Origin of the sequence: Algoriphagus faecimaris, from assembly GCF_900101705.1 — a bacterium.
Classification (GTDB): domain Bacteria; phylum Bacteroidota; class Bacteroidia; order Cytophagales; family Cyclobacteriaceae; genus Algoriphagus; species Algoriphagus faecimaris.
In genome coordinates, this window is the sequence record NZ_FNAC01000012.1 from 84416 (window position 1) to 110381 (window position 25966).

At 42.0% G+C, this 25966-nt stretch carries 18 protein-coding genes; 1 reads left to right on the forward strand and 17 read right to left on the reverse strand.

The window, feature by feature from the left end; all coding sequences use genetic code 11:
* The first annotated feature begins 10 nt into the window (after positions 1 to 10).
* Positions 11 to 892: a YicC/YloC family endoribonuclease gene (locus BLQ57_RS08350; protein WP_087938845.1), complete on the forward strand. Its 882-nt coding sequence runs from the start codon at positions 11 to 13 to the stop codon at positions 890 to 892.
* 58 nt (positions 893 to 950) lie between these two features.
* On the opposite strand, the gene BLQ57_RS08355 is transcribed toward BLQ57_RS08350, so the two are convergent.
* The 17 genes from BLQ57_RS08355 to BLQ57_RS08435 all read right to left on the reverse strand — a co-directional run bounded on the left by BLQ57_RS08355 (position 951) and on the right by BLQ57_RS08435 (position 25782).
* A complete protein-coding gene (locus tag BLQ57_RS08355) occupies positions 951 to 2522 on the reverse strand; it encodes an N-acyl-D-amino-acid deacylase family protein (RefSeq protein WP_087938844.1) in 1572 nt (523 codons plus the stop codon).
* Positions 2523 to 2716: 194 nt separating this feature from the next.
* Positions 2717 to 3391 (reverse strand): energy transducer TonB, encoded by a 675-nt coding sequence (locus tag BLQ57_RS08360; protein WP_087938843.1) that lies wholly within the window; start codon positions 3389 to 3391, stop codon positions 2717 to 2719.
* A gap of 146 nt (positions 3392 to 3537) precedes the next feature.
* Positions 3538 to 4215 carry an energy transducer TonB gene (locus BLQ57_RS08365; RefSeq protein WP_087938842.1) on the reverse strand — a complete coding sequence of 226 codons (678 nt, stop codon included), beginning with the start codon at positions 4213 to 4215 and terminating at the stop codon, positions 3538 to 3540.
* Between the two features lie 67 nt (positions 4216 to 4282).
* Entirely contained in the window at positions 4283 to 4651 is a 369-nt protein-coding gene (locus BLQ57_RS08370; protein WP_139162695.1) for a VanZ family protein, read from the reverse strand.
* A gap of 7 nt (positions 4652 to 4658) precedes the next feature.
* Positions 4659 to 5039: a glycine cleavage system protein GcvH gene (gene gcvH, locus BLQ57_RS08375; RefSeq protein ID WP_087938840.1), complete on the reverse strand. Its 381-nt coding sequence runs from the start codon at positions 5037 to 5039 to the stop codon at positions 4659 to 4661.
* Between the two features lie 57 nt (positions 5040 to 5096).
* Positions 5097 to 12227 carry a T9SS outer membrane translocon Sov/SprA gene (sov, locus tag BLQ57_RS08380; RefSeq protein ID WP_449353809.1) on the reverse strand — a complete coding sequence of 2377 codons (7131 nt, stop codon included), beginning with the start codon at positions 12225 to 12227 and terminating at the stop codon, positions 5097 to 5099.
* 12 nt (positions 12228 to 12239) lie between these two features.
* Positions 12240 to 12836, reverse strand: coding sequence for a Holliday junction branch migration protein RuvA (ruvA, locus tag BLQ57_RS08385; RefSeq protein ID WP_087938839.1), 597 nt, complete (start codon positions 12834 to 12836; stop codon positions 12240 to 12242).
* Positions 12833 to 15103 (reverse strand): NADP-dependent malic enzyme, encoded by a 2271-nt coding sequence (locus tag BLQ57_RS08390; protein ID WP_087938838.1) that lies wholly within the window; start codon positions 15101 to 15103, stop codon positions 12833 to 12835. The genes ruvA and BLQ57_RS08390 overlap by 4 nt, the downstream gene beginning before the upstream one ends.
* Positions 15104 to 15126: 23 nt before the next feature.
* Positions 15127 to 16227: a DUF4837 family protein gene (locus BLQ57_RS08395; protein WP_087938837.1), complete on the reverse strand. Its 1101-nt coding sequence runs from the start codon at positions 16225 to 16227 to the stop codon at positions 15127 to 15129.
* 259 nt (positions 16228 to 16486) lie between these two features.
* The gene (locus BLQ57_RS08400; protein ID WP_087938836.1) at positions 16487 to 17884 is read right to left on the reverse strand and encodes a LysM peptidoglycan-binding domain-containing protein; all 1398 of its coding nucleotides are present in this window, start codon (positions 17882 to 17884) and stop codon (positions 16487 to 16489) included.
* Positions 17885 to 17894: 10 nt separating this feature from the next.
* A complete protein-coding gene (gene gatA, locus BLQ57_RS08405; protein ID WP_087938835.1) occupies positions 17895 to 19322 on the reverse strand; it encodes an Asp-tRNA(Asn)/Glu-tRNA(Gln) amidotransferase subunit GatA in 1428 nt (475 codons plus the stop codon).
* A gap of 20 nt (positions 19323 to 19342) precedes the next feature.
* Positions 19343 to 19540: a twin-arginine translocase TatA/TatE family subunit gene (tatA, locus tag BLQ57_RS08410; protein WP_087938834.1), complete on the reverse strand. Its 198-nt coding sequence runs from the start codon at positions 19538 to 19540 to the stop codon at positions 19343 to 19345.
* A 111-nt stretch (positions 19541 to 19651) separates the two neighbouring features.
* Positions 19652 to 20896 carry a murein hydrolase activator EnvC family protein gene (locus BLQ57_RS08415; protein WP_087938833.1) on the reverse strand — a complete coding sequence of 415 codons (1245 nt, stop codon included), beginning with the start codon at positions 20894 to 20896 and terminating at the stop codon, positions 19652 to 19654.
* Positions 20897 to 20901: 5 nt separating this feature from the next.
* On the reverse strand, positions 20902 to 21642 hold the full coding sequence (locus BLQ57_RS08420; RefSeq protein WP_087938911.1) for a lipoprotein insertase outer membrane protein LolB1: 741 nt from the start codon (positions 21640 to 21642) through the stop codon (positions 20902 to 20904).
* Positions 21635 to 23365 carry a tetratricopeptide repeat protein gene (locus BLQ57_RS08425; protein ID WP_087938912.1) on the reverse strand — a complete coding sequence of 577 codons (1731 nt, stop codon included), beginning with the start codon at positions 23363 to 23365 and terminating at the stop codon, positions 21635 to 21637. The genes BLQ57_RS08420 and BLQ57_RS08425 overlap by 8 nt, the downstream gene beginning before the upstream one ends.
* Before the next feature lie 116 nt (positions 23366 to 23481).
* The gene (locus BLQ57_RS08430) at positions 23482 to 24984 is read right to left on the reverse strand and encodes a lipopolysaccharide biosynthesis protein (protein WP_087938832.1); all 1503 of its coding nucleotides are present in this window, start codon (positions 24982 to 24984) and stop codon (positions 23482 to 23484) included.
* A 12-nt stretch (positions 24985 to 24996) separates the two neighbouring features.
* Positions 24997 to 25782, reverse strand: a complete 786-nt coding sequence (locus tag BLQ57_RS08435; RefSeq protein WP_087938831.1) for an enoyl-CoA hydratase/isomerase family protein — start codon at positions 25780 to 25782, stop codon at positions 24997 to 24999.
* Positions 25783 to 25966: the final 184 nt, after the last annotated feature.

The window sequence follows — 25966 nt, forward strand, 5'->3', positions numbered from 1 at the left end:
AAATACAATCATGATAAAATCAATGACCGGCTTTGGGAATGCTGGATGGGAAGATGAAAATTATATCATTCACGTAGAAGTAAAGTCTCTCAATTCTAAATTTTTAGACCTTTCCCTCAGGAGCCCCAGACAATTTTCGGAGAAAGAATTAGAAATAAGAACACTAGTGCAGGGTATACTAGAGCGAGGTAAAGTCAGTGTTAATATTGAGTTTATGTCCAAGACAGGAAGTGATCTGCCTGTCACCATCAATGAAGACTTATTTAAAGCCTATTTTTCAAAATTCAATGCTTTGGCAAAAGAAGTAGGAGCAGATAATGCGGAAATTTTCAAACTCGCTCTTCAGGCTCCATCAGTGATGAACTCTACCTCGGTCGAGGCCGAAAATGTGGGAGAAGAGTGGTCTTTAGTCAAAAAGGTTTTGGAAGAGGCAATATTAAAATGTGATGCTTTCAGACAAGATGAGGGTCGAGTCCTATTTCAAAAATTAGAAGAAAATATAGCATCTATCGCTGAGGGACTAGATCAGGTCAAATCTGAGGAAGGAAATCGAAAAAATAAAATTCAAAATCGGATTAGAAACCATTTCAAAGAATGGCTTGAAGAAAATGATTTTGATGAAAATAGATTTGAGCAGGAGTTAATTTATTATTTCGAAAAGCTAGACATTACTGAAGAGCTTGTGAGACTTGATACTCATTTAAAGTATTTTTCCAAGACGCTCTCAGAGGAAAAAGGGCAAGGGAAAAAGCTCGGTTTTATCTCTCAAGAAATCGGTAGAGAAATCAATACTATTGGCTCCAAGGCGAATGATGCGGTAATTCAGCGCTCAGTCATACGAATGAAAGATGAACTGGAGAAAATAAAAGAACAGTCACTTAATGTGCTCTAAAGGAAATCAATAGCTATAAAAAGCGGCGGAAGGGGACTTCCGCTGCTTTTTTTCAGACTTATTGTTGATTTTTTCGAATTACTTGACCGAAGCCTCTCCCCAAGAAGCGGTCATCTTCTACAGCGACTTGCCCATTGACAATGACGAAGGGAATTCCCTCGGGATATTGATGAGGGTCTGTAAAGGTAGATTTATCTTTAATTGTTTGAGGGTCAAAGATCACGATATCTGCAAAATTCCCCTCTTGAATTTTGCCTCTACCTTTTAATCCCAGTCGCTCTGCCGAGAGCCCGGTCATTTTATGAATGGCGGTATGCAAGTCTAGTACTCCTTTTTCTCTACTGTAATGACCAAGGACACGTGGAAAAGTGCCATAAGCTCTAGGATGCGGATGTCCTTCACCAGGTATCGAAAGCCGACCATCTGAGCCAATCATAGTCTGTGGGTGTTGCATGATGTTTTCTACATCATTTTCATCCATTGCGTGGTATATGGTCCCTGTTCCACCATTGAGTTGTGCTTGGATGACCAGTTCCGCACCATTTTCTATCGTAGCCTCCATACCTTCCATTGCTAGCCAATCCTGTAATGTTTTTCCTTCCAATTCTTTTTTCCAGCTCACTCGTGAGAATTGAATTCTCCTAAGGTCGCTTCCCCCTCGATCGTTCAGGATATTGAATATGATCCCTGCTTTGATGCTGTCTTTTAATGCGGGATTGCTAATTCGCTCTTCGAATTGATCTCCCTCTAAAGCCCAACTCGGAATCAGCACACTAATGCCTGTATGACTAGCGGCATAAGGATATTGATCCATCATGATGTCTAGCCCCACTGCCCTAGCAGAATCGACTAAAGCCAGCGTACGGCTACTTTGGCCCCACATTTTAATGCCGATGGCTTTGTGATGGGTTAGAACAACTGGTATATTGGCTTCCTTGGAAATCTTTATGGCCTCTTGTACAGCATCAATAAGTCCTAGTCCTTCCTCTCGTAAATGGGATGTATAAATACCTCCTTCAGCTGCTACTACTTGAGAAAGAGTTACAATTTCGTCTAGTTTTGCAAAAGTCCCTGGAAGGTATTTTAAGCCTGTAGAAATGCCAAAGGCTCCTGCATCCATGGCTTGATGAACATAACTTTTCAGACTATCCAATTCGGCTGATTCGGGGGCACGGTCTTCATTGCCCATGATTTCTCTACGAATCGTATTGTGTCCAATCAAATAGCCCACATTTAGTCCGAGATCTATTTTCTCCAAAGAGTCCAAATAGCTATCGAAAGGCCAAGGTCCTCCTCCATCAGGTCCTCCTAAGGCAAAAGTCACCCCCTGTCTCACCAAACTCTCGGCTAGGGGCATTTCCAAAAGTGGCTCCAGATGAGTATGCATATCTATAAAGCCGGGTGCTACGGCAAGGCCTTCCGCAAGGATGGTTTTTCGAGATTTTTGGCCTTCCAAGTCTCCAATAGCCACTATTTTTCCATCTCTTATTCCAATGTCTTTCTGGGTAGGTGGCTGATTCTGTCCGTCATAGACTGTTCCTTTGACTATCAAAATATCAAATGTATCATGACGTCCACAAGAAAATAGTCCTAGGAAAATGAAGAGTAGGTGTAAATATTTCTTTTTCATCAGGGGTGCGAGATTGGGTTGATGAAAAATAAGGCATTTAATCAAAAATACCTCAAAATGCTTACTTCTTATTAGATGGAGAGGAAGTGATTTTTGAATTATTCGCGGGGACCATCAATAAAACCTAAGAATTGAAATCCTTAGGTTTTATTAATAAAGGTGTCATTACCTACTGATGGCATAAAGCATAGCTGCTAATTCAGCTTAAATTTAATAGGCATGACCATTCGGGATCTCACCGCTTGGCCTTTGATTTTTCCTGGAATCCAATGAGGAGAATTTTTGATCACATCCATCGCGACTTCATCGCAGCCCCCACCCAGGGCTCTTAGGATTTCTACATCTTGAACACTTCCATCCTTATTGATTACAAATCTTACCAAAACGGTACCCTCTACCCCCATTCTTTTCGCAAGGTTGGGATAGCGTAGGTTTTTATTAAGATATTCGTACCAAGCATTCATGCCGCCTTGAAAGGATGCTTGAACTTCTGTGATGTCTACGATTTCCTCGGCAGTTTCTACAATCGGTGGACTATCTTCAAGGACGACTTCAGGAATAATTTTGGATTCATCGATATTGATGTCTAGGTCAATATCAAAGTCGTCAAGTTCTATTTGATTATCCACTTCATTTATCTCCGGACTAATAGGTTGAGGAGGGGGCGGAGGAGGGGATTGAATACTAAGTGGGATTTCTTCCAAAATCCAATTTTCATTGCTTGTCCCTATGTTTTTTAAGGGGCCTGAGTTTTCGCTTTTCCATTCGAAGGCTACCAAGATAAGTCCAACGCTAAGGGATAAGCCTAGATTGAAGAAAAGACCAGATCTGTTTTTAAGATCTACTTTGAGATTTTTTTTAGCTTCCATTTGTAGAGAGTTAAAGTGAAACAGAGGAGAAGCTAGAAATTAATTTTCTAAAAAACAGTGAGTTAAGAAATATTAACTACGTTAAAAGTTCTGAAAAGACATTAAAAAAGCCCGTATCAACGGGCTCTTTTATAAATAACTGTGAATTAGCTCAATTTGAATCGAATAGGAAGTCTCATTCGCGTTCTAACAGGACGACCTCGTTGCTTACCAGGTTCCCATTTAGGTGCATTTTCGACTACTTTCACCGCTTCTTCGTCACATCCCCCGCCAATTCCTCTCAATACGTCAACGTCTTGAATAGAACCGTCAGTGTTAATAACGAATACCACGATTACCGTTCCTTCGATACCCATTCTTCTTGCTTGAGTAGGGTATTTTAGATTTTTGGAGAGGTATTCATTCCAGCCTGACATTCCTCCAGGAGGGGTTGGCTGAGTTTCTACCACATCAAAAATTTCATCTGCTTTCTCCTCTACAGGAGCTTCTGCAATGACTACTTCTTTAATGACAGTCTCCTCTTTTACATCCACATCAAAGTTCACTTCGATTTTATCCTCGATTTCTACTTCATCAGGAATCTCTTGGATAATAGGCTGCTCCACGGGTGGTGGTGGTGGTGGTGGTGGTTGTTCGGTGATAGGAATATCGAGCAGTTCTTCAAAGTTGTCATTTCCCATTCCAAGATCCATAAGAGATCCATCGTCAAATGACTTCCATTCGAAGGCCGCAAGCGTCACACCTACAGCTACTGCCAAACCCAAGTTCAGGAACATTCCTGTCTTTTTGGTTAAGTCAGCGCTTGGAGTCTTTTTTGCTTCCATGGCGAATTTGGTTTATACAGGTTAATTTGATTTCTATTTATCTAACAATTGTAAGTAATCTCCTGCATTAATGCAAGTGACTAATGCTGTGTGGCATCTTAAAATATCCTAATATTCCTAAAATAGCACCTAATAGATTGGCGATCAGGTCATATTCATCAAAGGAACGATTAGGAATATAAAGCTGACCGTATTCGAATGCTACTGCAGGACTAAACCCGAAAAGAAGGAAAGTGATCCAAGCTTTTGGACTCCACTGTTTTATGCTTTTTTTCTTAAATACTCCTGCCCAGAGGTAGGCCAAAAGGCAAAAAGAAGCAATATGGATCAACTTGTCTTGGTAATCGAATGCATCTACTTCAGGGAATCTATCCCCGGGTGTGAGCATTGCAAAAGCCAATAGTATCAGCCAAACTACACTTACAGCAAGGCGCAATTTTAACTTAGTTTTTTCCTACCAGCTCGGTATAATCTTCGGCTGACATCAACTCGTCGGATAAGTCACCGACTATTTTGACTTTGACCATCCATCCAGATTCGTATGGAGATTCATTGACGAGTTCAGGGGAGCCTTCTAGTTCTTCATTGAATTCCAATATCTCTCCAGTGATTGGCATAAAAAGATCAGATACAGTTTTTACGGCTTCTACTGTACCAAATACTTCTCCTGCCTCGATTGTTTCGCCGACAGTCTCCACTTCTACGTAGACGATATCGCCTAGTTCGGATTGGGCAAATTCGGTAATTCCTATGGTAGCGACATCTCCGTCAACTTTTACCCATTCGTGGTCTTTAGTGTACTTTAATTCCTGAGGAAAATTCATGTTTGATTGATTTTATAAACGGTATCAAAAATAAGACGATTCGACGCTTTAAAAAATCTATTGAGCTAAATTAAATCGTAATTGTCCGCCAAATGAGGTAGTAGCTCTTTTATAGGCAGTGGTGATACGAGGATCATTGATGGTGCGATCAAAATAAATAGTCAATTCTAAGTTTTGATTGATGATGTACCCTATAGTTGGCCGGAATTGGATATTGAGATTTCCATTGGTCACGGTACTTCCTTCTTCGATTTTTCGCTGAACTTGCCTGGTGTCACCTATTTTCATGTCTAGACGCATTTGGACGTCATTTTTCAAGACGGTCTCTCTTCCCTGGATTTTAAATGGGATTTTCATCCCTGCTTTGGTATAAGCGAGATTGACTCCAAAATCAGTAGTACGCTGCTCAGTAACCTGTGCATTAGAAAAATTCAGACCTAAGGCCCGCTCTTTATTGTAATTGACGGCGATGCTGAAGCGGTCCTTGGTCAATAGGTCCAGACCTATCAAAGGAGCGAAGCGTTCCGACATCACTACCTGATTAAGTACAAAAATAGGAATAAACTGTCCTTCGGTATTGATTTGGTTTCCTAAGGGGATTTCTTGTAATCGGTTAAATAATTCTAAGCCTTGCTGGTATTGTAGAGAATTGGAGAAATTACTAACATCATAGGTAGAGGTATAAGAGTGGGTAATATTGATGCTACTGAATATATCGCTGAGTCCTTTCAGCCTAGAAAGTCCTCTGTAATCTATTCTCCAGTTGGGAAGTGGGGTTTTGGGGAATGGATTTAAACTTACTTCACTCGCATTTTGTCCTCGGTAGGCTGCGATGAAAGCTGGGATCAAAACGTCTTGTCCATTGATGCTGTATTCTCCTCCGGAGTTTAGATTATCCAGTCTGGATTTGATAATGGATCGGTTTGCCTCAAAATCTGCAAAAAGCGGTGAGTTGTTTTGTAAATCATCTCTCGAAAAACTCGTGCCTATCATCATTGTGGTGATAGAATAAGAGCCTATTCGATTGGGACTTATGGATAAATATTCTCCAGGATTATCGAGTGAGTTTCTGAATATCTCTTGGTAGTCACCGACCTCACGTTTGTTGGCATTTAAGGTGATTCTAAAGTCTCTAAAAGGCTCTACCAAAGCTCCCAAGCGAAGATTGAATGAGCGACTTTGTAAGAAAGGCTGAGTAAGCTCTGCACTAGGCGCAATCGACCCCCTCAGGGCCAGTTCGTTCCGTATCTGTGGATTTTGGCTTCCAAAGAGAAATGCTAATCCTGGATTTTCAAAGGCTCGATCCATTCCAAGAAGTCCTGTATTAGGCATGTATCCTGGTAAAAATGTACCCTCAACTAGGCTATAATTATAGGTGACCTCCTTGACCATCATCAGGAATTTAAGAAGTTTGTTCGTAAAGGGAGTTCCTATGGTGTCTTCTGCGGTTACTGATTGCCTTCCAGGAATACTTGGCCGTTTAGGAGCATTTAGTGCATTTAGTTTTTTGTTTTTGGAATAAAGGCTAATCAAATCAAACTTACCATTCAGTGTTTGCTCTCGGGTGTTTTGGATGGTATTTCCTAAAGTGTCCCGCTGACCGATAGCCCCTGTCATCCAGGTGTAGGTGGTATTGTATTTATAATCTGATTTGATCCAGCTCAAGAAGCCAATTTTGTCAAGCGGAAGTGTGTAATTAAGCTCTGCCGTTTGATTGTAGTTGGTCCTTCTACCAAAATTCCAAAAATTAGTTCTTACCGAGTCGATTTTGGCTTCCGTATCCAAATCACCTTCGGGTTCATCAATCACTGCCATAATTGATGCCGAATAATCCACCCTAAGATTTTTGGTCAAGTCCCAGTTCAGTGTGTAGAATCTATTCATGAAGAATGATTTTTGGAACAAAGGATCTACACCAGTTGAGCTGAGCTGATCATTTCTGTACTGTGATCTCAAGAATCGTCTATCTACATCCACTCGGGCTAAAATAAGGGTAGGGGATAAGTTAAGATTGAAATCTTTGATCAACTTGAGATTGGGTGAATTGAGCCATTCTGAATTCTTAAACGGCTCTATAGTTAGAGCTTTGGGTTGAAAACTATAAGTAATATTTCCCTTGTTGGTTTTAAACTCATAATTCTGAATCTGTGCATTGGACTGCGTGACAGTACCCACAGCATAGCTAAAAGAGAAGTTGCTCAGATCATAAATCCTGTTGGGCGCCTCGGGATTAGATTTAATTTTTCGAACATTATTAAAGCTGATATTTCTTCGCTTCTGCTGATCTAGGGCAATGTCCCTATAGGCATCTCTTTCTGCATCTGTTTCAAATTTCCCCAAAGCCAATTCAAAGGGTACGTCTGGATTGAGCGGGTCAAATTCTGGTCGTGTGGATGAGTTTTCCAAACTGAAATACATAGGAATATTGATTCCTATAGCTTCAGGAAGGAGTTTGTGTACGTCCACATTAGTAGAGATGTCATATTGGGTAGTGGCTTGTCTGGCTCGTTGGGAAAGCCGGGTTTCTAGTCCTCCAAATCCAATCGAATTGTGTCTAATAGATGCCGAAACCACAGCCAAATCCGCAATTTTGGCATTCATGTAGGCATTTGCTGCCCATCCATTGGATTTGGTAGCTCCTGTCACCCGGAGTTCATTGGCCCAAATACATACACTTTTGCTTCCCCCTGCTCCGGTACCCGGGTTTCTTACCCCTATCATACTACCCTGAGTCTGATTAAGCTCTGGTCGTCCTATGACGGTTACTTTATACTGTCTGACCTGCTTAGAATAGGGGAGGTTTAAGGGGACTCGTTGATTGTCCCGCTCAATCTTTACATCGACGATTTCTTGGATGGCGATGTCAATTTCATTTTCTAAAGGCCAAATTTGTCTGGGGTCTCGAGTGCCTTTTGGAGTAATGATAAGCGGAACTTCTATTTCATAATAATTATCGGTGTAATCCGTTCCTAGTCTTAAAAATGCCGTCAATTCTCCATCCTGAGCATCTTCACTATCGGCATGAAAAAACATCTTGATTCGCTCAAATTGAACCAAGTCTAGGGTTACATTTTTGAAGACCGCTCTAGCGTCTCTTGAAGCCAGGTCTTCTACACAAACTCTGAGGGATTGCTCATTCAACCTTCGCTCTACGGTGGAGGTATTATCCCTATCCCTGACGATACCAGGAGGCAGTACGTAAGGGCTTTGGGTATCACTTCCTTGTGAATTTTCTTCTATCCCGACGACATCTACAGTCACATTTGATATATCTGGCTCAGGAATCTCAAAAAATCCACGCTCATACAGTGACTCTTGGAAGACTCTCCACTGACTGCCCACCATTCTAAAGTTAGCCATTCTCAGTACTACGGGCTGTTGAAAACCAGTCAAGTAAGTTCTCATCCATCGGATTGATTTGAACCCGGTGATATTCCCCTGGGTACGATCTGGCTGGCGAACAGGGATCCGGAAAAGATACCAATCCACATTTTCCCCGGCTTCATTATGAGTGACCTTGTCTACGATATAGTTCTGTCCGACCTCTAGGCTTTCCGGTCTGAGATCAAGTTCGTACTCATAATAATTTTCAAGCTCATTGATGGTATTATCGGTATTAAGGTCTTCATTATCAGGATTGTTAGTTCCTGAAGGGGTGTAAGGAAGGTTTTGATTGGAAGTGACAGGAGAATTGCCTTCCATTCCATTAAACTTCTTGTAGCGCTCCAAAATTTTAACATCCTCTTGGTCAAAATTTTCATCCAGATAATATTGAAATAAATCACCTGAAACATCCGCTAATATCTGATTTCTTGCCTGTTGATTTACATTGATCCTATTCAGGAATCTATCTTGAAAGAAGCTGATCTCATCTTCATTTTTAAGCCCATCCAAGCCTACATCTTGATTTTCTCTGGCTAATTCGGAGTTATCAAAAGCCGGGATCAGGAATTGCTCTCTCGTGATTCTGCCCCATTCATTACTACGAGTTTCACTAGGATCTCCATCCGCTGGCAAGCCATTTTCAAAGGCATGACTTCCGTCCTTCATGACATCTTCAGAAATATCACCTAGGTTAAATAGTAGCTTGCCCCCGGTGGTATTGTTTTCATTGAAAATCCCATCGAGAACTCTTCCATTTTCACCCTCAATGAATGGGTCTAAAAGCCAAAATTCTAAGTATTCAATGTTAGTCCGGTCAAAATCCACCTCTGTGGTGATGGCTCGAGTAACTCCACCATAATTTTGCTCAGGGTTGGGAAGCAGACCATCTTGCGTTAAACCAGGGTTGTAGTTGTACATTCCCCTCTCACTTGGGAAATAAGCTAATTCAAATAAGGGCTGCGGAGTAATAATCACTTCTCGGTCTTGATTGGGGAAGATTTCTTGAGGAATTACTCTGCGTACATAATGATTTCTTCTGTCTTCTCGAGTGATATTACTAGGCACACCTGGGCCATTTTCACGGTAAAAAATATTGTCAATATTATACCAAGCGATTCTTGCCCGTCTGTAAGTAGCCCCCAGGTTGTCCTCTGTGAGACTACTCAGGTCAAATCGATTGTCATCTGTTTCTGGAGTCGCAGCCAATTTCCAATTTTGATTAGCGGCTCCTCCAAGATTAAATGGGGTAATAGCCGCTTCAAAGTCATCAATGTAAGAAGCCTGTTCGCCATTTACCCGATTGGAAGTACCAGGAATAAGATGTGCGAATTCACCACTGAAAGTAACCAAGGAAGGCTCTTTGGTATTGGTAAATGGAAGTGCGTCTGCCAGTCTGGTCAAAAATCGGGATTCATCACTGAAGTTGGCGTCTAGACCCCATAGACTATTTCGGAGGGTTTCATTTCCTGTAGCAATTCGGGTGACGTTAGGTCTTTCGTTGAGGTATAAGAAGGTGCCTCCTAGGCTGAATTTTTCACTGAAAAGGTAATCCAGCCTTGTGCCCAAGAGACTTCGGGTTTGAAAGGATACTAAATCGGCCTTTTCAAAACTGATATTGATTTGTTTGCCTGATTGGAGGATAGCATCATTGATGATGACAAGTCGGCCCACATTATAATCAATAGTATAGTCGACTCCTTCTGTCAAAGGAATATTTCCTGCCTGCACGATCACTGAACCGGGAGAAATATTCAATCCTGGAAGCTGGATTTCACTTGCTGAACCAGCAGTCAGTCGACCTTTGATAAAATATTTGTTGAGTCGTGTGACTAGTTCGGCGTCTGCCTGAGTAGTTTTATAAAGTGTATCGTACACGTACTTCTCCTTAAGTACTCCTTCATTGGGTAGGAATCTCTTTTCCAAATTGGAACCGAAGGGTTCCAGGACAGGGAAAATCAATAATCCTCGATTGGAAATCATGGTGATGCCCTCTACGAAATCAAAATTCCCGTCAGGGGCAGGATCATTTTGAGGGTTGAGATTGTCTAATCCAGTCAATCGAATCAGTGGCACATCTTTAACATTCTGACCTTCAAGTAGAGAAGGGTTATCCAAGCCGGTGCGATCATCTCTATAAATTACTTGAAGTTGAAAACCCTCTCGGAGGATTTGGGAGGCATTAAGACTGTAGACGTTTTTCATCATCAGATCCCAAGTAGGTACTTGGGTATTGATCCGAGCGGGCCGAAGAAGTTTGAGGAAAATCAATTCATCTTCCCGGCGATTTTGATAATCTTCGGTTAATTCTCCCACTTTATAGACTTGACCATTGTAGGTGTACTCGTAGGAAACTGCAAGTACTTCATCGTTTTGAAGCCTTCTAAACAAAGAGAGAAATCCGAGTTGCTTATTGAAAAAAAACTCAGTTTCGTCCAATTTTCTGGCACCATTGATTTGTTCAAAGTCTACTCCCTTTCGGACACCCAAGGCACTTTCCATAGCTCTCGATCCTGTATCAAAGGGTCTGAAGCTTGGATTTCCTGTGATATTTTGAAATAAATTATTCGCTCCATTGGTAGCCGGTGAGTTAGGGTTACCAGGGGCAATAGATGGGTTTTCCCCATTCAGAAGGACTCTTCCCTCTCCCAAATCCATGAATGCGGCAAAATTACGGAGGGTTTCAGTATTCGCCGCTCTGTTCATGATGTAGACTTCTATCCGAGTAATGTTGACACCAGAGAGGACCTGTGGAAGCCCTCTTAGCCAGCGTTCGTAATTTTCCCTGAAGAAATGTGAAAGGAAAAAATGCCTGTTTTCATCATATCTGGATGCTTGAATATCAAATGTCCTTCCTTGTCCATTGGCATCGATGACTAAATTATCTCTTCTTCCCCTTTGTGTTGAGGCTACGGCAGTTACTCCTAATTTTCCAAATTGCATTTGGGTTTTGACACCAAATAGATTTTGAGCACCTTGAATCAGTCTGTTTTGGACTGGCATCGAGACGTTTCCGATTTCTATGGATTTGATGATATCCTCCTCGAAGCCATTGAATTCCAGTTTGAGTTGATTCTGAAAATCAAAGGAATTGTTGGAATCAAAGTTGGCTCCGATTTTCATTTTTTCACCCAAGGTTCCATTGACTGCCATTTGAATCTGCTGATTAAAATTAAAGCCGCCATTTCGCTGCTGTCGAATGGGGAGGGTAGGGTTGTCTATTCTCCTGAAAATAGCACCAAAGTCTAGATTGACATAACCCGTAGGTTCTATATTGATGTCACTTCCCCCGAAAATCCTGTCAAATTGAGGGCTGACTGTCATCGGAGGGATTAGCCCCCTACCTTCCACAGCGCTTTCTCCATCACCACCACGGGCGCGGCTTCGCCAGTAGTCTTGGCGTACCTTATATTCTTGAATTTTGGAGAATTGCTCAAAATCATACTCTTGTTCATTTCCCATTCGGGTCGTGTCCAACTGATCCGAAATGTTATAGCGCAAAGTGGAATCCATCCTTACTTCAACAGATTGTGAAATAGGAGGGAGAGGAGAAAAGGGGGATCGACTGATTAAAAAGGGGTTTCTATTCGGATAGAGGGGGTTTGTCCGTGTGTTTTGCCAAAGCAAAAAAGAGGGAAGCATCCTCCTTCTATTCAAAGAGTCTAGGCGTGTCTGTACACTGTCAGCAGAGGTCTGCTGGGATTGAGCTGTTTGGTAACTTAGAATCAAACCAAGCAGGATGAGGCTAGCGGGCCAACTGCCTCGAAACCTTCTCCTGCAAAAAGTCAGTAACTTCCGAAAGTCCAATCCAATTGTAAATTATGGTGTCTTTAAAGATGCTTTAATTAAATCTTCTAAAGAAATTTCTCCATTGGTTTTTTTGAGTACCTGAGCAATATTTTTTTCTGCTGCCGTTTTGGGAAACCCTAAAGTAATTAAGGCTTGTAACGCTTCCTCGCGGATTTTATTGCTGGATTTCAAAAATCCCATTGGAACTGTGCTACTTTCAGAACTGCCTTTTCCTACCTTATCTTTAAGCTCTAGAATAATCCGCTGAGCAGTTTTTACACCTATCCCTTTTACATGCTGTATGGTGGCAACATCCCCTGATAGTATGGCATGCTCAATTTCTTCTGTACTCAGTGAAGATAAAATCATCAAACCTGTATTCGGACCTACACCGTTGATAGAAATTAAAAGCAAGAATAGGCGCTTTTCTTCTTCATCTTTGAATCCGTAGAGGGTGTGTGCATCTTCTTTGATATGCAAAAAGGTGAGGAGCCTGATTTGCTCCTCATCTTTGATTTTACTATAAGTCTGTAAGGAAATTTTCACGTGGTATCCCATTCCGCCCACATCTATGATGACATAGGTGGGATCTTTGAAAACCAATTTTCCTTGTAGATAGGCGATCATGAATCTGATGCGGTCTGTGCGTCTACTACTGCTATCGCCACCATGTTGACTATTTCACGGATCGAACTTCCCAGCTGAAGGATATGCACCGGTTTGTTCATACCCAACAAAATAGGCCCAATAGCCTCGGCATTTCCCAATTCTGCCATCAGCTTATAGGCAATGTTGCCAGAGCTCAGGTCTGGGAAGATTAAGGTATTGGCCTTTTTATTGACTAGCTTGGAGAAAGGGTACATTTCCTTTTGGATCTCCTCGTTCAAAGCTACATTAGCCTGCATTTCTCCTTCGATGATCAGGTCAGGATATTTTGCCTTTGCCATTTCAGTAGCTTTAGCAGTTTTCGAAGCCGTTTCTCCTTTGGCAGAGCCAAAATTGGAGTAAGATAAAACAGCGATTCTTGGCTCAATATTGAAGAACTTAACTGCGTCAGCTGTCAAGCCAATGATTTCTACTAACTCCTCTGCGGTAGGATTAAGATTTACCGTAGCATCTGCAAAAAAGAAAGGACCCTTATCAGTGTTCATGATGTACATACCTGCAACACGCTTAGTGCCCGGCTTGACACCGATCGTATGTAGAGATGGGAGTATTGTCTTAGGATAATCTCTCGTCAGACCTGAAATAAATGCATCAGCATATCCAGTCTCTACCATCAGCGCGCCGAAGTAGTTTCTCTGAGTGACTAATCTGCTGGCGTCTGCCAAAGTCATTCCTTTGCGCTGACGTTTTCTATAGAGTATTTCTGCAAACTGATTTGCTTTGTCTTTCTCCTCCAGTGGATCAATGATGGTGACATGATTCAAGTCTAGAGAGTTTTCTTCGATCAGCGCTAGGATTTTCTCTCTATTTCCCAAAAGGATAGGATTGGCGATTTTCTCGTCTCGGATGATTTGCGCTGCTTTGAGTATTTTCCGGTTGTCTGCTTCCGCAAAAACTACACGTTTTGGATCTTTTTTGGCTCTGGCGATGACTACAGACATCAATCGCTGATCAATTCCGATTCGCTCCTGCAATTCGAGTTCGTAAGCAGCCCAATCAAGAATTGGGTTTTTGGCAACACCGGATTCCATTGCTGCTCTAGCTACTGCAGGAGCAATGGTAGTGATTAGCCTTGGGTCAAGTGGCTTCGGTATAAGATACATTCTGCCAAATCCCAGTTTGCTTTCTCCATAAGCCTTGTTTACAATATCCGGAACAGGTTCTTTAGCAAGTTTTGCGATTGCTTTTGCAGCGGCCAATTTCATGGTTTCATTGATAGCAGTGGCCCTTACGTCCAATGCTCCTCTGAATATGTATGGAAATCCCAAAACATTATTTACTTGGTTGGGGTGGTCAGATCTACCAGTGGCCATAATTACATCCTCTCTGGCGGCTATGGCTAAGTCATAGGGGATTTCTGGATCTGGATTAGCCAGAGCAAATACAATGGGGTTGGGGCCCATTAATTTGATTTGATCCTGAGAAACGATATTCCCAGCAGATAAGCCTAGAAAAACATCAGCTCCTGTCAAAGCATCACTTAGTGTATGAATATCTCTATCGGTAGCAAATTCTTCCTTGATCGAGTCCAAGTTAGTTCGATCTTTTCGGATCACGCCTTCCTTATCGCACATCACAAGGTTTTCTCGCTTAACGCCTAATGACATGTAAAATCGTGTACAAGAGACGGCAGACGCACCTGCGCCATTGACGACAAGTTTGATTTGCGTGATATCCTTTTCTACGATCTCAAGAGCATTGAGCAAAGCTGCACCGGAGATGATGGCTGTCCCATGCTGATCATCATGCATCACGGGGATGTTCATTTCTTTTTTGAGAGTCTGCTCGATTTCAAAGCATTCCGGTGCCTTAATATCTTCTAGGTTGACTCCACCAAAAGTTGGTTCTAGAGACTTGATGATTTGAATGAGTTTTTGAGGATCCTTTTCGTTGATCTCAATATCAAACACATCTATTCCAGCGAATTTTTTAAATAATACGCCTTTTCCTTCCATGACCGGTTTGGAGGCTTCTGGGCCGATATCACCCAAACCTAAAACTGCTGTACCATTTGAAATTACAGCCACAAGGTTTCCTTTTGCCGTGTATTTGTAGACATTTTCTACATCGGCTTCTATTTCCTTGCAGGGCTCAGCTACTCCTGGAGAGTAGGCAAGGGCCAAGTCCATTTGACTGGAAAGGGGTTTGGTAGGAATTACTTCGATTTTACCCGGAGAACCCTGGGTATGATAGTTGAGCGCGTCTTCCTTACGAATTTTAATTGCCATAAAAAGCTGAATTATTTGGGGTTTTAGGCTCCCTCTTCCGGTGTCCAGCTCACATCAGTCTTAAGTAAAATGGTCTCTATTTCTCTAAGCGCATCCCTATGAACTTCATTAGGATAGTATACAAAGCCCTCAATGTAATAAAGTTTGCCTTTTTCCTCGTCGATCATGAGGTACCCTAGATAGGATCCGCCCATGCTGAGATTGTTGGTTTTCCAGGAAGCCCTGATTTCGGTGGTAAAATTATCATTTATCACCATGTTTCGGAACGCAGGAACGATTTGTTTTTCAGTTACTACATAAGAGGTAGGATCTTCAGGGTCACCGAATACATGTTTTCCTGTGATTGAGTCCCTGATTTTCAGTATGTTTTCAGGAAAAGTCTGCTCCTCTGATACATAATCTTCTACATGAAAAAACAGACTGATATCCGCACGATTTGCGGTCGGTGTAGGCTGCCTTACCCACAAAAAGCCCGGCTCTGACTTAGCTATTTGATAAGAAACGGGCACGTTTATTTCAATGCCTAGGTTATTTTTAGCCTCGTTGTTTGCTTCACTACTTTTTCGTGCCAAGATCGCTTTTTCCAAGCGGCCTCTTTCACGGACTTCAAAGAGGTTTTGAAGGCGAGCCGCGTTCTTTTTTAAATTTTCGATCAATTGTGGTTCGGTATTTCCAAAAAGATAAAGCACTTCTTGACCCACCGCAAACTCATCCTCTACTCTCAAGGAATAGAGACTAGGGTCATTGAGCGCCTTTTCTTTTGATTCTTTCGAAAATTGTGAGTTAATCACTTGACTGGCAGATCCCCTGTCATCAAAGGTAGTGACATAGATCAGATTAGTAGACATGCGAAGCATTCTTGTCATTGCTCTTGGGTCTACAGTATTGACTTTGAATTTTGATTCAGATCGGATCATACCCGGAAGGTCTGATTCAAAAATATCTTTAAGAGCATCACCGACAGGACCGGCATATTTTGCTGAATCAATGACTAAAATGATTTCACCGATAGATCCTCGGGCTTTGGGCTTGGTGCTATTGGAGTTAGATCCGCTGCTTGACTCACAAGCCATCCACGTCATTGAAATAAGTACAAGAGAAACTATCCAGAAATTAGTTTTCATTAGATTGGTGTTTTGATTCTTTGGGTGTGTACAAAATAAATACTTTCCCACCGTAAACCTTGTTCCACCTGATTCTTTTGCGGTTTGTTAAAAAAAATTAACAGATGGAGGCAGCTTTACCCACTTTGCCTCTTCTGCTGCAGTCTAAAAATCAATATTATTTACCTGATACTAATTCAACCAATTTTTAACGTAACTCTTGTTTCTTGATGGTTTGATCAATAATAATGATGATATCAGTCACGTAACCCTAAAAAAATCATCCAATGATCAATTTTTGGCCAGGTTTTATATTGTTGGAATTTAGATTGTTAAGTCTTTTTATTTGTTCTACGGTCAATCCTGCATGCCTTTTAGAAATGATCCATAAAGAATCTCCCGGTTGCACGGTGTAGGTTTTTTGACCATTGGAATTAGTCTGAACCTGCGCTACAGTAGAGGCTGTACTTGATGAATAAATGGTCAAGTTTTGTCCCACGCGGATCAAATTGGAGCTGAGTCCATTCCACGCTTTGAGCTGAGAAACACTGACTCCATGCAATTCAGCTATTCTCCCTAATACATCTCCAGAACGAACTCTATAGGTAATTCCATTGCGTTGGATTTCCCTCGCCAAATCCTCTACAGGTTGGAGCCTCACTTTATCAGAAGCCATCATTGGTAATGGAGCATTTCCCAAGGAATCACTTATCCAAGCTAGGTTTTCTTGGATAAAGGCTGTTTTTGACTTGGGTATCCTTAATTCCATGCTACGGTTGGCTTCAGGGATAATTCGATTTTTAACAGACGGGTTAAGTTTTTCTAGATCACTCACGCAGAGATTGGTCAGTTCGGCTAGTTTGTCCAAACTCATAGCCCTATCAAAGCGGATTTTTTCATAAGCCAAAGCGTAAGTAGGGTCCTCAGGATGGAAATTGTGCTCTTCGAGATGATTTAGAATGTAGAGCATCGCTTGAAACTGGGGTACATATCCGCGTGTCTCCCGTGGCAAATAATTGTAAATTTCCCAGAAGGTCTTTTTGCCTCCTGATCTTCGGATTGCTTTTCTCACATTTCCAGGACCGCAGTTATAAGCTGCCAATGCTACCTCCCAATCTCCAAACATGCGATAGAGAGATTTCAGGTATTTGGCGGCAGCATCTGTGGACATCTCGGGATCCATTCGGTCATCTACTTCAGGATTGACTTGCATTCCGTACATTCTTCCTGTCGCAGGCATAAACTGCCATAGGCCCATCGCCCCGACGCGGGAGCGAATCTGAGGATCAAGACCAGATTCTATGATGGATAAAAATTTGATTTCTTCAGGCATTTCATGCTTTCGAAGCGTTTCGTCAAACATTGGCCAAAACAAGTCTTTTCTAGCGAGGACCATTTTGGTATAGTCTCGATTTCTTACGGTGAAATATTGGATGAAAGAAAAAATTCTATCATTCAGCTCAAAGGGCATTTTCATGTCCATGGCCTTGATACGCTGATCGATTTGATCGTAGGTAAAATCTGGGATGTATTCGTAATGGTAGTTTGGCTGAACTTCCTCTTCTGAAAATAAAGAAGCTGCCTCTACCGGTTCTTCTTCTTGGGCAAAAGCTTTGGGCAGAATTAAGACGCTTGTCAAACTAATAAAGAGAAATAAGCCGCGCAAAGTGATTTTCATCGAGATGGGTTTATGAAGTTAAATCTTTAAGGTAATTACTGAAAGCGTACAATTCCGCTTCTTTAAATGAATTGGAAATGATTTGCAATCCAATCGGCATGCCTTCTTTGTCTTTTCCATTTGGGATCGAAATAGAAGGTACTCCGGAGACGGAAGCTTGAACGGTAAATAAGTCTTCCAAATACATAGCTACAGGGTCACCACTATGCTCTCCAAACTTAAACGCTGTAGTGGGCGTAGTCGGCATAATAATATAGTCAAATTCTGACAAAAGATCCTCAGTTTGCTCTTTTATCTGTCTTCTTACTTTCTGTGCCTTGGTAAAATAAGCGTCATAATAGCTGGCCGATAATACAAAGGTTCCAAGCATGATTCTGCGCTTGACCTCTTCCCCAAACCCTTCCGAACGAGTCAGTTTGTACATGCTCTCGAGATTATGGGCATTGGGTGTGCGATAGCCGTATTTCACTCCATCAAATCGAGCTAAATTTGAACTGGCTTCTGCTGTGGTTAGAATATAGTAGGTAGGCAGGATATATTCTAATAAGGGGAAATCTACTGCCTTGATTTCATGACCTTCCTCCTTGAGTCGGTCCAGAACAGCTAAAGTGTTTTCTTTGATTTCCTGCTGTAGGGCAGGGGATTCTATTGTTTCCTTAAGGTAGGCTATCTTGGCTTTCTTGTCGAAATGAAGGAGCTGACTATAGGGAAGTACAGGTTTTCTGGAAGAGGTGTTGTCATGAATATCATGTCCAGCCATGATTTCCATGATCAATGCGTTGTCTTTAACTGTATGGGAAAAGATCCCTATCGTATCAAAGGTAGAAGCGTAGGCAATAAGACCCCATCGGGAAACTCTGGAATAGGTCGGTTTCATTCCTACCACTCCTGTGAATGCTGCCGGCTGTCTCACTGAGCCTCCGGTATCTGTTCCGAGTGAAGCAGTGCATAGGTTTGCTTGTACAGCCACTGCAGAGCCTCCTGAAGAACCCCCGGGAACTCGATTTGGGTCCAGCGCATTGAGCACCTTGCCATGAGCGGAATTTTCATTAGAGCTGCCCATTCCAAATTCATCACAATTCAAGCGGCCAATAATAATGGCATCTTGATCGATCAATCGTTGGACAGCGGTAGAGGTGTATTGGGCTTCATAGCCCTGTAGTATTTTAGAAGATGCGTGTGACTGATGTCCGCTGAGACAGAGTACATCCTTAATGCCGATGACCATGCCGGCTAGTTTGCCTGCATTTCCATTGGCTAGTTTCTCGTCTATTTCTTCTGCTTTTTTTAAAGAGGATTGCTCATAAACTTCAACGAAGGCGTTGAGATGCGCCTTCGTTTGAATGTTTTGGAGATAATGACTGACAATAGTCTTGCAGTCAGTCTGTTTTTTTTCGAGCGATTTTTTAATCTCGTCGAAGGTGATAAATTTTTCCAAAGCAGTAAGCTTTTATCGAGTTACTTTTTCTTATCCTTTAGTCCTTCTTCTAGATCGTTTTGAATGTCTTTGGTTGCGTCTTTGAATTCTCTGATTCCACGGCCCAGTCCTCTAGCCAGTTCAGGGATTCTTTTTGCTCCAAATAAAAGGAGGATGACTAAGATGACCAAGATGATCGAGCCACCGCCCATATTTTGAATAAAACCCAATGTTGTCATGATTACTTTTGTTTTAGGGTAAATGAGGTCACAAAGATATAATTGTCATTCGCTTAGACAAAGCGCCTGACCTATACTGTGAATCTTTTTCTTAAATATACGATTTTTTAACTATTTGGGTGCGATCCAAGTCGAAGGATTCATTTTTTGTAGTCCTTTCCACGTTTGAAAATGAACTTCTGATTCTCCATTGACATCGACTGCCACTTGGCCAATTACGTCTTTTGCTTTTACAGTTTGACCGGTTTTTACAGTAATGGTTTTTAGCTTACTGTATAGGGTGTAATATTCTCCGTGCTTGATGATGACCGTCTCCCCATATCCCGGCATGGTAGCGACTTTGGTCACTGTTCCGTCAAAAACTGAGCGTACACTAGCATTGGGCTGTGTACGAATATTGATTCCATCGTTGGGGACACTGATTCCTCTTAGGGTAGGGTGGGGATTATCACCAAAAACTTCTGTGACAAAACCTGTCTCCACAGGCCAAGGCAGCTTGCCCCTATTTCCTGCAAACGAACTGGAAAGCGCAGCTACTTCAGGGGTCATAGGCATGGAGCTACCTGCAGATTTGGTGGCGGTGGAGTTTTCTTTTTTGGCAGCGGCCTCTGCTAGTCTGATTTCTTCTTCGATTACTTGACGAATCATAGACTCGAGCTGTGCTTGTTGTTTTTTAGTGGCCGTTATCTGTTTTTTGATATCGGTTTCTTTGCGGGTGAGTGTATTGACCATGCCCTGCTGTTCCTTGCGCAGTTGCTCCAATTTGGCTCGCTCCACCTGAGCTTCAGCAAGTACTTTGATTTTTTCGTCTTTTCTTGAATCGAGCTCTACTCGCCTTTCGGCAAGTTTTAGTGTGACTTCTTCAATTTGTGCTGCTTGTTGCTTCCTGCTGTCTGTGTATTGTTTGAGGTACTTTAACCGCATGTAGAGCTGATTAAATGTACTCGAACTGAATACAAAGGCTACGATGGACAGGCTTCTATTGAGCTTGGAGGCATTGTAAATCATTCGTGAATATTCGGCCTTCAAGTCGATTAATTCCTGCTCCATTTTCGTGATTTCACGTTCCGTTTCACTGATTTCCTGATCGATCAGGCGGACTTCCCGATCTAGGGTGCTAACTAGTCTATTTTGAGTTTGAAATTGACGCGTAATCGCATTCAATTCTCCAATTGTGGTTTTTTTGGTGGCAGTGGTTTGCTTGAGAATGACGTCAAATTCTCGCAATTTGGCCTGCACTTCGGCTTTTTGTTTTTCCAGTTCTTCTCTGGTTCTGCTGGTTTGTGAAAAACTATCCGCGCTAGACCAAGCCAACAACATGAGAATTAAACTCGAAAAAAGAAGGGTTTGACGCATACTGATTAAAATCTAAAAGGAAAACTCAAGGGGGAAGAATACCGATCGATCGAAACCCACTCTACATGGATTATAGTATTCTGTGAGCCCTCGGGGCTTTGATAGACTAATTTGTAAAGTACCTCTGCAGGGAAAGGCATTTCGTCGATATTTTGGTATTCGGCATAGCTAGCCAAAAGACTTCCTCTATCGTCGAGCGAATTCGATACCAGTTCGGATACTTTTGCGGAGCTAGTCCCCACTTTACTGAAGTAGCGGACTTGATCACGTACTTGAGTTAGTTCGTAAGCTTGACCCACGCGAACCAATCGATCACGGTAATCGAAGGTATAGGGAGGGTTTGCCCATAATAAATTCTGAAAAAGATCAAGACTGAGATTCAATCCATAGAGCGATTTAAACTCTCCAAATGATAGGTTAATATCCTCGTTGCCTATTCGGTCTTTGATCATGATCTTTTCGTCAGAAATGAGGCCACGCACAGCTTCCATTCCTAATCCTGGAGAAACGGTAAACCAAAGCAAACTGTCTTTTTTTGCTCTAAGGTTGAGCGTTCCGCGAGTGACTTTTCCAGAAGTCTCCTCGATGACAATTTTTGCTTTTGCGCTTAGGTAGTCAAAGTCGGCATACTCCGGATTGAAGTCCCTCATTTTTCTATCTGATTCAAAAGGGATTACTTTTTTGGCACAAGCTTGAAAAAGCAGAAAAACAACAAGAATCAAACCCAGCCACACCGATTTATTCATGGTATTTTCCATCTTTAATTTTCATAGGTAGTTTTTCGGAGGCCTCGGGACTATCGGCCGCTTTTTTCCAAAAACTTATAGCTTCAGACTTTTGGCCTAAGTGATATAAAATGTCCCCATAATGCTCCAGCATCACTCCACTTGGTTCCGATTCATTCTCTATAGCTAGGTTCATGTATTTCTTAGCGCCTTCATAATCTCCCATCTGAAAAAGGACCCAAGCGTGAGTGTCAAGAAATGTGCCGTTGTTCGGAAATCGTTTCACCACTTTCTCAGACATTGATTTGGCCTTTTCAAGGTCCTTTTTCTCTAGCGAAAGAAAATATGCGTAATTATTTAGAACCTGCTCGTCATTGGGATTGAGTTTGAGTGCTTTTTCGAAATAGAAAAAAGCAGAATCTTTTTCATTCAAATTATAAAATGAACTTCCCAAGGAGCCAAACGCTACCTGATCCAACTGGGGGTTTTGTCCATCATTCAGTTCTAAAGCTCTTTTGAGAGAAAGGACTGCCAAGCTGTCTTTTTGTCGGGCAGATTTGACTACACCGTCATAAAACCAGAATTCCTGATTTTCTGGAAACTCATCCACTCCCATAACGGTGAAACGCTCCACTTCTTCAAAATCTGCATTTTCACCGAAAGATCCCAAAATCACTTTTTCTAAGATCTCTCGGTTTTTTGGTTGGATCGCAAGTGATTGTTTATAGAGTGTGATGGACTTTTGCTGATTGCCATTCATTTCAGCTCTTTTGCCGAGGGCCTGGTATATAGTCGCACTCTCGGATGAAAAATCGACCATATACTTAGCCAATGAATCCAAAATCAATTCTCTTTCAGGAGTTTTGATTTCAGTCAGAATTCCTTCAAAAGCTCTGGCTTTTACCTCCGGGTCTAGCTCGGTATTTTTAAATGCAGAAAATAAGAAAGCATTGGATTCAGAAATAGCGCCTTTTTCTTTCAAGAGGGAGTGAGCTGCCATCTGAAGCTCGGGTTGATTGGGATATTTTTCAATTTCTCCCTGAATCAGATTGAGCGCATCATCGGCTCGATTGTTATTATAGAGTATTTCTACCAGGCTGAGCACAAAACTGGGATTGCCAGGCCTAGCCTCTATCAAGTTTTCTCCCTCAGCAATAGCACTGTCTAGTTGGTTTTTTCGAAGATAAATCCGTTGTTTTTGAACGGTGATCGGCTCCATCACGCCGTAATATTCCTCGGCTCTGTCGAGGACTACTAAGGCCTTGTCAAATTCTCCTGCATTGAGATAGATAGAAGCAAGGTCCAGGTTGTATTGTTGATTGCTCTCTCCATCTGCCGTCAGTCGATCAAGTATTTCAGCAGCCTTAAGGGGCTGATTAAGATTGCTGTAGATTTCAGCGATCATCAGAGAGAAATATTTGTTCTCAGGATCTAATTCGACAGCTTTTTCTGCAAAAGGAAGGGCTTTGTCAGCTTGATTGGCTTTGGTGAAAACCTCTGCAATTTTGTAGTGAATAGCCGCTTCTTCAGGTTGAAATTCTAATGATTTCTGAAAATAAAAAAAAGACTTCTCCAAATCCCCCAAATTCATGTGCTTGGTTCCTTCGATGAAATAACGACTCGCAAGCGATTCATTTTTCTGAGCCTTGCGCTCCTTTTTGCTGAGTTTTTTCTGAGCTTCCACATGCCCGGTAAGCAGCAGAGAGAGACTCAGGAATACATATAGAAATCTTCTTAAAATCACGTTTTTTGAATTATCTGGGATCAAATCACAAACATAATGCCTTTTCACAGAATGATGTGATATAAGATGAGCAAAGGCTCATAAAGGATAACCATCTATGCCTAAAAATGATCCATTTAAGACTTGATTTTTGATTTGATTTTTAGCCATAGCGCTTTTTCTCTTAGCAAAAGGAGCAGGGCGAAGGGAATCATCATGGCATTTCGGAAGATGAATTCTGCCACATGATGCTCTAATGATAGATAAAAACCCACATAGCTTAAGCCAAAGGCGATAAGAAGGTAAGATATCCCCTTGCCTGTCTGATAGGGGATGGGATAATATCGCTGACCAAAATAAAAACAAACCACAGTCATCAATAGGTAAGTGATCAATGTACTAAGCGCTCCTCCCATAAAGCCCCATTTGGGCACCAAAAACCAAATGACAACAATACTTGCCGCAGCACCCAGTAAGGTAATCCAAAAGCTATATTGGGTTTTGTCAGTCACTTTAAACCATATCGATAGATTGAAATAGACACCTAAAAGCAAGTAACCCATCAGCAAAACAGGGACAATAAATAAAGCCTCCTCGTATCCGGGGCTACGTAAGAAAAGTGGCCCTATCCAGTTTAAATTAACAGAAATAGCTATCATCAGGAAGCTACAGAAAATGATGAAAGCATGCATGACTTGTGCATAGATTTGCTTGGCGTTTTCGTTTTCGGATTCTTTGAAGAAAAAGGGCTCAGCTGCATATTTGAACGCCTGAATTACCAGATTCATCAGTATGGCGAGTTTAAAATTGGCACCGAAGACTCCTCCTGCCTCCCTACTACTTAATCCCGGATAGAAATTCTCGGGAAGGAGGTATTCGAAGAGCAACCTGGAAACCAGTTCATTGGTGACTCCAGCCAGTCCCATGAAAAGCAAAGGAATCGAATAGGCCCACATGGGCTTGAGAATCTTGCCGTCTATTTTGAAATTGAAAAACCCAGCTTTCCACCACACAAATGGGATAATCAAGCCATTAGCCAGTAAATTAGAAAGTAAGATGTATTCTACTCCCCAATCGATCTGATAGCCTAGGAAATCAGAGGGGAGGATACCGATACGGATCCAGTAGGGGAAAGCGATAATGAGCAAAAGGTTAAACCCTACATTCAATCCAATATTAATCAGTTTGGCAGTAGCAAAGGTAAAGGCCTTATTGTCCAGGCGGAGCTTTGCAAAAGGGATGGCAAGCACCGCGTCAAAGCTTAAAATCAAAGCTGTCCATCGAAAGAGGTAGGCCTGCCCGGGGTAATCCATCCAATCCGCTAACAGAGGTGCGGAGAGGTAAAGCCCAGTGCCTAAAGCTACGCTGGTTAAAATCAATAAAGATTGAGTGGATTGGTAAACTCGCTGGGGATCAAGTTGCTTTCCTGTTGCATAGCGAAAGAAAGAAGTTTCCATCCCATAAGTGAAGACGATATTCAAAAAACCAATCAGGGCATAGATTGACGTGAAAGAGCCTAGGGATTCTTTAGTCAGATAGGCCGTGTAGACGATGATCAATAAAAAATTGATGGACCGACCCAGAATGCTGCTCAGTCCATAAATAGCCGTTTGTCCGGCGAGTTTTTTCAGATTGCTCATGGGGAGGAGATTTTACTCACCCTTGAAAACGGGCTTTCGCTTCTCCAAAAATGCCGTCGTCCCTTCTTTATAATCTCCAGATTTCACACATCGAGCAAAGCTATTGGCTTCGGTCTGATATCCATTTTCGTCTGCCAAATACGCTGCATTCACGCAGTCCACGACCATACCAATTGCCAAAGGCGCTTTGGACATGATTTTGGCGACGATTTCTTCTGCTTTAGCCATGGCGTCAGATTTGGTGGGAAGAACATGATTGACCAATCCCAACTCTTTGGCTTCATTGGCATCGATCATGTCTCCAGTCATCATCAATTCATTGGCTTTGCCGCGGCCTACCAAGATGGTGAGTCGTTGTGTGCCTCCATATCCCGGAATAATTCCCAGATTGACTTCGGGCTGACCAAACTTCGCATTGGCGGTAGCTACCCTAAGATGGCATGCCATGGCCAGTTCGCATCCACCACCCAAGGTGTATCCGTTGGTCACAGCCACCACAGGTTTATGACAATTTTCAATCATGGAAAAAATTTCCTGCCCATTTTCCGCAAACTTCCGGGCATTAACTTCATTGAGTTCGGCGATCTCACTGATATCTGCTCCTGCTACAAAGGCTTTGTCCCCTGCTCCGGTGAGTATGACCGCTTTGATAGCTTTATTGTCAACTACCTCGTCAAATATTTCCCGGAGTTCTTCCAGAGTTGCAAAATTCAAGGCATTCATTTTGTCCTCTCTGTTTACAGTGAGAAACAAAACGCCATTTTTTTCTTCTGCGAGGATATTTTTCAAATCTTCCATAGATTTTAATTGTCTGTAGCGAACAAATATACAAGGCGGGTTTTCAATCCCAAATTAAGTCTTGGGAAAATCCAATTCTTAATGCCGTTTACAAAGACAACTTATAGGATTCATAATGCTAATTTGATCAATTTTGCCCCTTTCATCTAGCTTTTTTTACTTACTTTTGCAGTAGAAAAATTTT

What these genes read in the sequence shown, in the direction of transcription:
- BLQ57_RS08350 (WP_087938845.1), top strand. Translation starts at nt 11, where the DNA reads ATGATAAAATCAATGACCGGCTTTGGGAATGCTGGATGGGAAGATGAA.
- BLQ57_RS08355 (WP_087938844.1), bottom strand. Translation starts at nt 2,522, where the DNA reads ATGAAAAAGAAATATTTACACCTACTCTTCATTTTCCTAGGACTATTT.
- BLQ57_RS08360 (WP_087938843.1), bottom strand. Translation starts at nt 3,391, where the DNA reads ATGGAAGCTAAAAAAAATCTCAAAGTAGATCTTAAAAACAGATCTGGT.
- BLQ57_RS08365 (WP_087938842.1), bottom strand. Translation starts at nt 4,215, where the DNA reads ATGGAAGCAAAAAAGACTCCAAGCGCTGACTTAACCAAAAAGACAGGA.
- gcvH (WP_087938840.1), bottom strand. Translation starts at nt 5,039, where the DNA reads ATGAATTTTCCTCAGGAATTAAAGTACACTAAAGACCACGAATGGGTA.
- ruvA (WP_087938839.1), bottom strand. Translation starts at nt 12,836, where the DNA reads ATGATCGCCTATCTACAAGGAAAATTGGTTTTCAAAGATCCCACCTAT.
- BLQ57_RS08390 (WP_087938838.1), bottom strand. Translation starts at nt 15,103, where the DNA reads ATGGCAATTAAAATTCGTAAGGAAGACGCGCTCAACTATCATACCCAG.
- BLQ57_RS08395 (WP_087938837.1), bottom strand. Translation starts at nt 16,227, where the DNA reads ATGAAAACTAATTTCTGGATAGTTTCTCTTGTACTTATTTCAATGACG.
- BLQ57_RS08400 (WP_087938836.1), bottom strand. Translation starts at nt 17,884, where the DNA reads ATGAAAATCACTTTGCGCGGCTTATTTCTCTTTATTAGTTTGACAAGC.
- tatA (WP_087938834.1), bottom strand. Translation starts at nt 19,540, where the DNA reads ATGACAACATTGGGTTTTATTCAAAATATGGGCGGTGGCTCGATCATC.
- BLQ57_RS08415 (WP_087938833.1), bottom strand. Translation starts at nt 20,896, where the DNA reads ATGCGTCAAACCCTTCTTTTTTCGAGTTTAATTCTCATGTTGTTGGCT.
- BLQ57_RS08420 (WP_087938911.1), bottom strand. Translation starts at nt 21,642, where the DNA reads ATGAATAAATCGGTGTGGCTGGGTTTGATTCTTGTTGTTTTTCTGCTT.
- BLQ57_RS08430 (WP_087938832.1), bottom strand. Translation starts at nt 24,984, where the DNA reads ATGAGCAATCTGAAAAAACTCGCCGGACAAACGGCTATTTATGGACTG.
- BLQ57_RS08435 (WP_087938831.1), bottom strand. Translation starts at nt 25,782, where the DNA reads ATGGAAGATTTGAAAAATATCCTCGCAGAAGAAAAAAATGGCGTTTTG.